This is a genomic window from Rhizohabitans arisaemae, from assembly GCF_025996515.1.
Lineage (GTDB): Bacteria > Actinomycetota > Actinomycetes > Streptosporangiales > Streptosporangiaceae > Rhizohabitans > Rhizohabitans arisaemae.
The window spans coordinates 1-10,919 of sequence record NZ_BLRH01000021.1; the positions used below are offsets into that span (position 1 = coordinate 1).

8 protein-coding genes are annotated in these 10,919 nt (G+C 69.5%); all 8 read left to right on the top strand.

What is annotated here, in order from left to right:
- Positions 1–64: 64 nt before the first annotated feature.
- Complete coding sequence (locus RUR_RS08405; RefSeq protein WP_283134369.1) at positions 65–190, top strand: hypothetical protein; 126 nt, start codon at positions 65–67, stop codon at positions 188–190.
- Between the two features lie 480 nt (positions 191–670).
- Positions 671–928: a hypothetical protein gene (locus tag RUR_RS08410; RefSeq protein WP_283134370.1), complete on the top strand. Its 258-nt coding sequence runs from the start codon at positions 671–673 to the stop codon at positions 926–928.
- Positions 925–2,322, top strand: coding sequence for a 2-oxoadipate dioxygenase/decarboxylase (gene hglS / locus RUR_RS08415; protein WP_283134371.1), 1,398 nt, complete (start codon positions 925–927; stop codon positions 2,320–2,322). Before RUR_RS08410 ends, hglS begins: the two co-directional genes overlap by 4 nt.
- 48 nt (positions 2,323–2,370) lie before the next feature.
- Complete coding sequence (gene amaB, locus RUR_RS08420; RefSeq protein ID WP_283134372.1) at positions 2,371–3,906, top strand: L-piperidine-6-carboxylate dehydrogenase; 1,536 nt, start codon at positions 2,371–2,373, stop codon at positions 3,904–3,906.
- A gap of 136 nt (positions 3,907–4,042) precedes the next feature.
- A complete protein-coding gene (locus RUR_RS08425) occupies positions 4,043–5,164 on the top strand; it encodes a phosphotriesterase family protein (RefSeq protein ID WP_283134373.1) in 1,122 nt (373 codons plus the stop codon).
- Positions 5,165–5,172: 8 nt separating this feature from the next.
- Positions 5,173–5,907: a TetR/AcrR family transcriptional regulator gene (locus tag RUR_RS08430; RefSeq protein WP_283134374.1), complete on the top strand. Its 735-nt coding sequence runs from the start codon at positions 5,173–5,175 to the stop codon at positions 5,905–5,907.
- A gap of 201 nt (positions 5,908–6,108) precedes the next feature.
- Positions 6,109–9,135: an aminotransferase class III-fold pyridoxal phosphate-dependent enzyme gene (locus tag RUR_RS08435; RefSeq protein ID WP_283134375.1), complete on the top strand. Its 3,027-nt coding sequence runs from the start codon at positions 6,109–6,111 to the stop codon at positions 9,133–9,135.
- A 127-nt stretch (positions 9,136–9,262) separates the two neighbouring features.
- Positions 9,263–10,918 (top strand): ABC transporter substrate-binding protein, encoded by a 1,656-nt coding sequence (locus RUR_RS08440; protein WP_283134376.1) that lies wholly within the window; start codon positions 9,263–9,265, stop codon positions 10,916–10,918.
- Position 10,919 lies beyond the last annotated feature (1 nt).

The window sequence follows — 10,919 nt, forward strand, 5'->3', positions numbered from 1 at the left end:
CGGAGCTTTCCGTGGTCGTGAGCTACAACATCGAGATCATCTCGTCAAATCTACCCAGCGAGGCATGAAGGTCCTAAATTTACGGGCATTCCTCATAGAGCGGTGCCATATCGAGGTCGCCCTCGACCAGCGGTGGGATCGGCTCACCTTCTTCGAGCAGGGCCTCCCGCTCCGGGGTGTCCGCGGGTGAGCGCGGACGGTACCAGGCGCACGCCGGCCGTCGGGAGGTTTCCCGGCCGGGATCCTGCCGGTGGCGTGCTCACGCACCTCGCAGCCGAAATCGTCCAGGGTGGCCGATACCCGCTTGCTCGATTTTCCCCCCCGGCGGTGGCCCGTATGCCGTGGGGCTCGCTTTCGAGGAACGGCGCCGGTCCGGTGTCCTTCTCCGGCGACGGGATCTGCCGCGAGACCGCCGAAGCGGTGCAACCGAGCTCGCGAGCGGCGATCGCGAACGACCGCCTCCGCACACCTTCCGGAGAGTTACGAGGTGCGATGGTTTCAGCGTCCCGGCTCCGTGCCGTCATGAGTGCGCCGGCAGCATAAGAATCGCTGGCTCTGAGAGCCCAAATGTTTCGGTCTTCTGGGGCTTGGTTTCGGTCCGGGTCAACCTTCATCGTGGACAGGGTGACCCGGCCCAACCGTGACCGGTGAGCGAGAAGGAGCGTTCGCGGTGAGATTTCCCCGGCACCGGCAGCACGTGGTCGACATGGTCGCGGCGTGCCGCCGCCTGGGTGCCCCGACCACCTCGCGAGGGACCGGCACCGGCACCTCCGGACAGGCCGTGGGCTCCGGGGTGGTGCCGGACTTCTCCCGCCGGCCGGGAGCCGGTCGAGGAACGTGCCCGCGCCGCCGTGTTCGGCGGGGGCCGGATCCCGCGGGTCACTCGGTCCTCGCGGTGGCCACCCCCGACTCGGAAGGCAGCGCATGACAACGATCCCCCAATGGCGGCTGCGCGCGGCGTTCGCGCAGCGACTGTCGGAGATGTACGGGCGGGAGGTTCCCGCCTACACCACGCTCGTGGAGGTATCCCGCGAGGTCAATCAGGACGTCCTGCGGCAGGCGGGACCGGAGGCGGAGCGGCTGGGATCCATCGGCCGGGTCACCGCCGAGCGGCACGGCGCCATCCGGGTCGGCACCCCCGCCGAGCTGCACCAGGTCGCCCGCATCTTCGGGGCGCTGGGTATGCGCCCGGTCGGGTTCTACGACCTCCGGGAAGCCGCCTCCAGCGCCGTGCCCGTGGTCTCGACGGCTTTCCGTCCCATCGAGGCCGGGGAACTGGCCCGCAATCCGTTCCGGGTCTTCACCTCCATGCTCACCCCGGCCGATCCCCGTTTCTTCACGCCGGACCTGCGGGAACGACTGGAGAGGTTCCTCGCGGCGCGGCAGCTCTTCCCGCCTGAGCTGCTGGAGCTCGCCGATCAAGCCGAACGGCACGGGGAGTTGCCGGAGGCCGCGGCCGAACGCTTCCTCCACCTTGCCGTTCAGGCGTTCGAGCTGTCCACCGAGCCGGTCGACCAGGCCTGGTATGAGGAGCTGGCCCGGGTCTCCGGAGTCGCCGCCGACATCGGCGGCGTGACCAGCACGCACGTCAATCACCTGACACCCCGGGTGCTCGACATCGACGAGCTCTACCGGAGGATGACCGGCCGCGGCATCGCGATGATCGACGCGATTCAGGGGCCGCCACGCTGGTCGGGTCCGGACGTGCTGCTGCGCCAGACGTCGTTTCGGGCGCTCGCCGAACCGCGCGCCCTGCGCCGGCCGGACGGCAGCGTCACCACGGGATCGCTGCGCGTGCGGTTCGGTGAGGTGGAGGCTCGTGGGATCGCGCTCACTCCCGCCGGCCGGGCCGGCTACGACACCCTGCTGGCCAAGACCGACGCCCATCTGGCCGCTCATCCCGACGCCGACCGCGGCGAGGTCGCCCGATCGATCTGGGAACAGGGGTTCCCCGCCACGGAGCGGGATCTCGCGGTCGAGCGGCAGGCGTTCTTCACCTATGAGCCGGTACTCGACCGCCCCCGCGACGGGCGGAAACCGGCGGCCGACCTCGCCACTCTCATCGACCAGGGCTGGGTGCGCGCCGTACCCGTCGTCTACGAGGACTTCCTGCCCCGTTCGGCGGCCGGGATCTTCCAGTCCAACCTGAGCGGGAAGGGTTCGAGGAACGACACTCAAGCAGCGGTCGGCTACGACGCCGACCGGCTTTCCGACGCGATCGGACGCCCGGTGCTCGACCCGTTCGCCCTCTATGCGGAGCAGCAGGGGACATCCCTCGAACACGTCGCCCAGGCGCTCGAACTGACCGAAGCCATCCGGTAGCCGTCCCGCCCCGCCCGCCCGACACCCGACTTCGACGGAGAGACACCGATGAGCCAGCAGGCAACCACGCTTCCCACCACCGAATCCCTGCGCGAGCGCGCGCTCGGCAGCCTGACCCGCCTGGGCGCCGTGTTCGAGGAGGGCGACGGCCTGCGGGCGCGGACGCCGATCACCGGCGAGGACCTGCTGGGTCTTGGCGCCGCGACTCCCACGGACGCCGACAGGGCGATCACCGCCGCGCACGAGGCGTTCCTGTCCTGGCGGACCGTGCCCGCGCCCCGCCGCGGAGAACTGGTCCGCAGGCTCGGGGAGCTTTTGCGCGAGCACAAAGGCACGCTGGCCGATCTCATCACCGTCGAAGTGGGCAAGATCCGCTCCGAGGCGCTCGGCGAGGTGCAGGAGATGATCGACATCTGCGAGTTCGCGGTCGGCCTGTCCCGTCAGCTCTACGGGCGCACCATCGCCTCGGAACGGCCGGGACACCGGTTGACGGAGACCTGGCACCCGCTCGGCGTCGTCGGCGTGATCTCCGCCTTCAACTTCCCGGCGGCCGTATGGGCGTGGAATACCGCCGTTGCGCTGGTCTGCGGCGACACCGTCGTCTGGAAGCCCTCGGAGTTGACCCCGCTGACCGCCTTGGCCTGCGATCGCCTCCTGGCGACGGCGGCCGACGAGGCCGGGGTCCCACGCGACGTGCATCGACTGGTGCTCGGCGATCGCGCCCTCGGCGAGCAACTGGTCGACGACCGGCGGATCGCGCTGGTCAGCGCCACCGGTTCGGTGCGTATGGGCCGTGAGGTCGGCCCGCGCGTCGCGGCCCGCTTCGGTCGCGCCCTGCTGGAGCTGGGCGGGAACAACGCCACCGTCGTCGCCCCGTCGGCCGACCTCGACTTGGCGATGGCCGGGATCGTGTTCGCGGCGGCCGGTACGGCGGGGCAGCGCTGCACGAGCCTGCGGCGGCTCATCGCGCACACCGACATCGCCGACACCCTGGTCGACCGGCTCGCCACCGCCTATCGCAAACTGCCTGTCGGCGACCCGTTCGAGGAGGGCACCCTGGTCGGACCGCTTATCTCCGGGCAGGCCTACGACGCGATGCAGGCGGCGTTGACGGCCGCGCAGGCCGAAGGCGGCAAGATCATCGCCGGTGGACGGCGGCGGCTCGCCGACTCGGCGGCGAACGCGTTCTACGTCGAGCCCGCGATCGTCCGGGTCACCGAGCAGACCGACATCGTGCGCCAGGAGACCTTCGCGCCGATCCTCTACGTGCAGACCTACCGGACACTGGACGAGGCCATCGCCCTGCACAACGACGTGCCCCAGGGGCTGTCCTCCAGCATTTTCACCCGGGACCAGCAGGAAGCCGAACGCTTTCTCGCCGCCGACGGCTCCGACTGCGGCATCGCCAACGTCAACATCGGCACGTCGGGCGCGGAGATCGGCGGCGCGTTCGGAGGCGAGAAGGAGACAGGCGGGGGACGCGAATCCGGCTCCGACTCCTGGCGTGCGTACATGCGCGCGGCGACCAACACCGTCAACTACTCGGGTCGGCTCGCACTCGCGCAGAACGTGAACTTCCTCTGACACCCCGCGGGCGGCCCCGACCAGGTGGATGCCCGCGACGGCGGGCGAGCGGGGACATCCTGACGCGACCGGGCAGCGGCTGTGAAAACGATCTATCCGATTGAGTATTTGTCCAAACGATCGATAGACTAAGTTCATGGTAGATCTTCCGTCGCGGTCGGTTCGTCGCGTTCGCACCGTGCTCGGCGACATCGAGCCCGCCGAGCTCGGGCATACTCAGCCGCACGAACACGTCCTGTGCGACATGTCGGCGATCATCCAGCCGTGGGGTCTCCAGCCGGTGGCCGGCGCGCCGCCGTCGAGCCCGGGGAACCCGGCCGTCGCCCGGGAGTTCCCCGCGTCGGTACGCGCCAAGGTCGCCGAACCGGTGCGGCCGGACAACTACGACTGGATCCGCCGTACCGTCCTGAACCTCGACAACCTGCGGCTGCTCTCCGAGACGGACGCCGTCGAGGAGCTGTCGCTCTACCGGTCCGCCGGAGGCGGCGCGGTGGTGGACTCGTCCTGTGTGGGGATGGGGCGCGATCCGCTCGGGCTGGCCCGGGTGTCACGCGCCACCGGGGTCCACATCGTGATGGGCAGCGGCTACTACTCGCGCGACTACCACCCCGCGGGCCTGGCCGACGTGCCCGTGGACGCCGTTCGCGACGAGATCACGCGGGATGTGGAGGTCGGCGTGGACGACACCGGCATCCGCGCCGGGGTCATCGGAGAGATCGGCCTGAGCTGGCCCGTGCATCCGGTCGAGGAGAAGGTGCTCCGGGCGGCCTGCCGGGCGCAGGTGGCGACCGGGGCACCGCTGCAGATCCATCCCGGCCGCCATCCGGAAGCGCCTTTGCACGCCGTGCGCACCGTCCTGGATGCGGGCGGACAGCCGGAGCGGACGATCGTATCCCATCTCGACCGTACGCTCTGGCGGTCCGGCGACCTGCTCGAACTCGCCCGGACGGGGTGCTACCTGGAGCTCGACCTGTTCGGCCAGGAGTCCAGCTACTACGCCTTCAACCCCGACGCGCGCCGCCCCAACGACCGCACCCGGATCGAATGGCTCCAGATGTTGATCGAAGCGGGATTCGGCGACCGGTTGCTGGTCGCCCAGGACATCTGCCAGAAGGTGTATCTCCGTCGCTACGGTGGCCCCGGATACACCCACATCCTGGAGAGCGCCCTCCCGTTGATGCGGCACATGGGGATGAGCGACACCGAGATCACGATGGTTACGGTGAACAACCCCGCCGCCATCCTCACTGTGGGATAGTCGAAGCGATGGCCACTACCAACCAGAGCGGCGGCAACCGCAGCGCCAGAGGCGGCCGGATCAAGGCCGGCTCCTCGCGCCGGGCCCAGTCCGAGCAGACAGAGTTGCACCTCCTCCGCACCGCTACCTGGCTCTTCTCCGAGCGGGGGTTCCACGGCACGGGAATCCGCGACATCGCGGAGGCCGCAGGCGTCGCCGTCTCGGCGATGTACTACTACGCCTCATCCAAGGACGAGCTCCTGGAAGGGGTCATGCGCCGGACTCTCGACGTCCTGGTCTTCAGCGGCCAGGAGACCCTCCGCGACGTCGTGGATCCGGCTGAGCGCCTGGCCGCGGTCATCGCCTCCCATGTCGCCTTCCACGCCCGCAACCCCCGGGCCGCCAAAGTGGCCGACTACGAGTTCCATGCCTTGACCGGGCAGGTACGGCAGGACGTCCTGCGGCAACGGGACGCCTACGAAACGGTGTGGTCGTCGATCCTGCAGGCCGGGGTCCACGACGGCACCTTCAAGGACCGCGGCACCGTGGCACGGCTCGCGCTGCTGCAGATGACGACCGGCGTGGCCCACTGGTATCGCCCGAAGGGCGAACTGAGCATCCCGCAGCTGTGCGAGCGTTTCGCCGAGATGGGACTCGCCCTGATGGGGGCGAGTCTTGAGGGCGTGAACCTTCCGGACACCCAGCTGCTGCTGCGACGCGCCGAACTGACGATCGAGCCGCGTGAAAGGCCTTCCGGGCTGTAGCCGCCACCCCCGTGCCCACCGGGGCGATCACCGCCTCCGACTGCCACGCATACCGGATCCGTCAGTGCCGGACCAGGTGCACGGCAGCGGCGTTTCCCTGGAGAGCACCCTTGACATCCTCTCTAATTTGAGCGATCGTTCGATTACATTTCGTCCGTCGAGTGATCGCCGACGACCCTTGAACACGGGTGGAGAGATGCAATGCATGCGACAGAAGGCCATCTCGGCGGCGGTGAGCGCGCTGATGACCGAGCCGTGATTTCTCCGGCCGGCGACGACGAGCTTGATCAGGCCGCTCGGACCGCGTACCTGCTCTACGGCCTGCGGGGGCGCCTGGATCGTCTCCCCGGCGAGACGGACCTGAACTTCCGGTTGCGCACCGCCGACGGCGAGCGCTACGTCTTCAAACTCCACGCTCCGGATACCGATCCGGTGGAGCTCGAGTTCCAGGACGCCGTGCTGCTGCACCTGGCGGAGCGGGACAACCCACCCCCGGCCCCGCGCGTGGTTCGGGCGCGGGACGGCCGCTCCGCCGTACGGACGGTATGGGCCGACGGCGTGCGCACGGCGCGGATGCTGACCTGGGTAAGCGGTCATCCCTGGGCCGAGGTGACGCCGACGGCGGAGCGTCTGCGTGACCTCGGCCGTCACGTGGCGATCGTCGACCGCGCGCTGGGGGAGTTCACCCACCCGGCCATGCGGCGCGAACTGCTGTGGAATCTGACCAGCGCGCCCCAGGTCGCGGCCTTCGCGCCGGCGGTCGCCGACACGCTCCGGCCGCTGGTGCTGGAGGTCTTCGATCGCTACCGCGACCACGTCGCACCGCGGATCGCCGCACTGCCTCACCAGGTCATCCACAACGACGCCAACGAACTCAACATCCTGGTGGACGACGCCGGCGACGTCGCGGGACTCATCGACTTCGGCGACGCGGCGTGGAACCCCCGGGTCTGCGGTCTGGCGGTGGCGGGGGCCTATGCCATGCAGGGCCATGCCGATCCACTGAGAGCGGTGTTGCCCCTGGTCGCGGGGTATGACGAGGTCTCACCGCTTCAGCCGGCCGAACTTGAGGTGCTGTTCGACCTCATGCGCACCCGGCTGGCCATGAGCGTGTGCATGTCCGCATACCAGCACGCCAAGGACCCGGCCAACGAGTACCTGCTCGTCAGCCAGCACGGGGTGACATGGGCACTGCGGGCGCTGGCCGGCACCAGCCCCGACCTCGCCCACTTCCGGCTACGCGACGCGGTCGGTTTCGAGGCCGACCCCCGAGCCCGGGTGGTACGGCGGTCTTTCGAGTCCGGTACGGCCGATCCCGCGTCCGTCCTGGGCGAGGACGTCGGCACCGCGCGCGCGATCACGCTCGGCTGGGACGACGCGCCGTTCGACCTCTCCCGTCCCGCGGATCCCGCGACCGCGTCCGCCTGGATGCGCGATCACGTCACCCGCGCGGGTGCCGCCTTCGCCCTGGGCCGCTACGGCGAGAACCGGCGGACCTCCCAGGCACGGCGGTCGGTTCACCTGGGATGCGATCTCTACGCCGACGCGGGAAGCAGCGTGCGCTGCCCGCTGCCCGGCGTCGTGCACGCCGTGGCGGCCGATCCGGCGGGGACGGTCGTGCTGGAACACCGCACCGAGGACGGCGTGCCGTTCTGGACGCTCTACCGGCACCTGGATCCTGTGTCGATCGCCTGGCTCGTCCCCGGCTCCGAAGTGGCGGCGGGCGAAGTGCTGGGAACCCTCGGCGACGAGCAGCACACCGGCGGCCGGCCGCCCCACCTGCATCTTCAGCTGCTGACGCACCTGCTGGGCCTCGGCGCCGCCTTCCCCGGTACGGGGCCGGCCGAGGAGGCGGATCTGTGGATGAGCGTCAGCGCCGACCCCAACCTGCTCCTCCGCCGCAAGGACGGCGTCGCGACCCGCCCGCGACGCGACGCGGCCGGCATCGCCGCGCGGCGCCGCACGAATTTCAGCAGGGCCATGAGCATCTCCTACCGCGAGCCACTACACATCGTCCGCGGCGAGGGCGCCTACCTCTTCGACGCTTCCGGCAGGTCGTGGCTGGACCTGGTCAACAACGTCTGCCACGTGGGCCACTGTCATCCCCGGGTCGTCGAGGCCGCCCATCGGCAGGCGACCCGCCTCAACACCAACACCCGGTACCTGCACGAGTCGGTCGTCGACTACTCCCGCCGGCTGGTCCAGCTCCTGCCGGACCCGCTGCGGGTCTGCTTCTTCGTGAACTCCGGCTCGGAGGCCAACGACCTGGCGCTGCGGCTGGCCACGGCTCACACCGGCGCGGTCGACACCTTGGTCCTCGACCATGCCTACCACGGGCATCTCAGCTCGCAGGTGGCCCTGAGCCCGTACAAGTTCAACCGCGCCGGCGGGCGCGGGCGACCGGACACCACGCACGTCTGCGAACTGCCGGATCCCTACCGCGGGCGGCTGCGCGCCGGGCGGGACGACGACCTCGGCCCCCGGTACGCGGACTCCGTCGCCGAGCGGCTCCTCGCGCTCAACGCGGCGGGGCGGCGCCCGGCCGCGTTCTTCGCCGAATCCCTGCAGAGCTGCGGCGGCCAGGTCGTCTACCCCGGCGGCTACCTCGGCAGCGCGTTCGAACACGTCAGAAAGGCCGGCGGCCTGTGCGTCGCGGACGAGGTGCAGGTGGGCCTCGGACGCGTGGGCCGGCACGTCTGGGGCTTCGAGCTGCAAGGCGTCGTGCCCGACATCGTCACGATGGGAAAGCCGCTCGGCAACGGCCATCCCCTTGCCGCCGTGGTGACGACCCCCGAGGTCGCGCGGTCGTTCGTGACCGGGATGGAGTGGTTCAACACCTTCGGCGGCAATCCGGTCTCCGCCGAGGTGGGACTGGCCGTACTCGACGTCATGCGTGACGAGGGTCTGCAGGCACACGCCCGCCGGCGCGGCGACCAGCTCCTGAACGGCTTGCGCCGCCTTCAGGAACGCCACCCGCTCATCGGGGACGTCCGCGGCGAGGGACTCTTTCTCGGCGTCGAGCTGAGCCTCGAAGACCGGCGACCGGCCACCGCGCAGGCCGCGGCGGTCAAGGAGGCGGCCAAGGCGCGGGGGGTCCTGCTCTCCACCGACGGGCCGGACGACAACGTCCTCAAGATCAAGCCGCCGCTCGTGCTGACGGCGGCCGACTGCGAGCTGTTCCTCGACGTCCTCGCGGACGCGCTCGCCGAAGTCGAGCAGTCTGCCTGACAGCTGTTACTGCTTTTTCCTGACTGTTTTCCCAGCTCTTGACATCAGCTCTTATTTGAGCGATCGTTCGAATACTTTAGGCCCGCTGAGCAATCAGTGGCACCCCTGGCGCGATTGGCAGATCGAAATGCAACATCTGCGGCGGAACAGCATTGCGACGGCAGCGATCGCATTGGCCCTGATCACGGCCGGCTGCTACCAGAGCAACGACGGCAGCGCGAGCGGTGCGGCCCCGACCGACGCATCGAGGCGAGAACTTCTCCCGACGACCCCGGCCGGGGTCGGGGAGGTCGACAAGGTCACCTGGGCGCTCTATCGCGGAACGACCTCGATCGACCCCATCACCACGGGCGACTACCCCGAGATCACCGTGACGAGCCTCATGTGCGAGTCCCTGTTCCGGCAGGCCCCGGACGGGACGGTTGAGCCGGGTCTCGCGACCCGGATGGACTTCCCGGACGACAAGACCGCGGTGCTCACCCTTCGCGAAGGCGTGACCTTCTGGGACGGCTCCCCGATGACCGCCGAGGACGTGGCCTTCGGCATCGAGCGCAATCGCGATCCGAAGGGCGGAGGCTTCTGGGTGCCCGTCCTGAACCGCGTGACCTCGGTACAGGCCACCGGACCGCTCGAAGTCACCCTCAAGCTCAACAAGCCGGACTACTGGCTACAGAACGTCCTTTCCTACATGCCGGGGATGGTGGTCTCCAAGCGCTACGTCGAGAGCAAGGGCAAGGACTACGGGACGGTCGCCGGCGGCGCCATGTGCACCGGATCCTTCAAGCTCGCCGAGTGGCGCACGGGTGAGGTGCTCTCCGTCGTACGCAACGACAGCTACTGGAACCGCGCGGAGCGACCGCTGGTGCGGCAGATCGACTTCAAGGGCATCCCGGACGAGGCCACGCTGACTGCGGCGCTGCTCACCGGACAGGTGGACGGTGCGTACCTGGAGTTGCCGCTGTCGACGATGGACCAGATTCGCGGCAGCGACGCCGTGAAGACCTACCACGGCCCGTCCTACCTCATCGACGCCCTCATCGTCGCCGACACGGGGAGGGGAGTGCTGTCCGACGCGCGCGTCCGCCGCGCCCTGTCGCTCGCCGTCGACCGCGAGGCCTACATCCGTACCCTGTACAAGGGCAGCGCCCAACCCGCCCGCGCCCTGGGAAGCCCCGGCGCGTGGGGCTACGAGCGGCAGGCCTTCCAGGCGGCCTGGGACGCCCTGCCCGACCGGAAAGTCGATCTGGAGACCGCGCGCAAGCTCGTCCAGGAGGCCGGCGCCGTCGGCAAGACCGTCACCTTCGGCATGACCAACGAGCTCAACAAGGTCGCCACGGAGGCCAACCTCTTCAAGGCCGCGGCCGAGAAGATCGGGCTCAAGGCCACGCTGAAGGCGGTGTCCACGGACGCCTACAGCGGGTTCTTCCTGGATCCGAAGGCACGGGCCGACGTCGACGGCTTCTTCACGACGAACTACCCGAACTGGGCCGACCCGGCGGCGCTCTACGCGACGTTCTCCGTACCGGGCGGCCCTCAGGACTACGGCAAGTACCGCAACCCGAAGGTGGCCGAACTCCTGGAGCGGGCGCGCGGCACGGAGAATCCGCAGGAGCGGGCCGAACTGGCCGTGGAGGCACAGAAGATCATCACCGAGGAACTGCCGTGGATTCCGGTCGTGTCCCCGGACACGGTGCTGGTGCTCAACTCCAAGCTCACCGGAGCGACGGTTTCCTCCCAGCACCTGTTCGCCCCCTGGGCCACGAAGCTCGGAGCGGTGAGGTAGG

Excerpts from the sequence above, each read along its gene's own strand:
- RUR_RS08405 (WP_283134369.1), top strand. The coding sequence starts at position 65 with ATGAAGGTCCTAAATTTACGGGCATTCCTCATAGAGCGGTGCCATATC.
- hglS (WP_283134371.1), top strand. The coding sequence starts at position 925 with ATGACAACGATCCCCCAATGGCGGCTGCGCGCGGCGTTCGCGCAGCGA.
- amaB (WP_283134372.1), top strand. The coding sequence starts at position 2,371 with ATGAGCCAGCAGGCAACCACGCTTCCCACCACCGAATCCCTGCGCGAG.
- RUR_RS08425 (WP_283134373.1), top strand. The coding sequence starts at position 4,043 with ATGGTAGATCTTCCGTCGCGGTCGGTTCGTCGCGTTCGCACCGTGCTC.
- RUR_RS08430 (WP_283134374.1), top strand. The coding sequence starts at position 5,173 with ATGGCCACTACCAACCAGAGCGGCGGCAACCGCAGCGCCAGAGGCGGC.
- RUR_RS08435 (WP_283134375.1), top strand. The coding sequence starts at position 6,109 with ATGCATGCGACAGAAGGCCATCTCGGCGGCGGTGAGCGCGCTGATGAC.
- RUR_RS08440 (WP_283134376.1), top strand. The coding sequence starts at position 9,263 with ATGCAACATCTGCGGCGGAACAGCATTGCGACGGCAGCGATCGCATTG.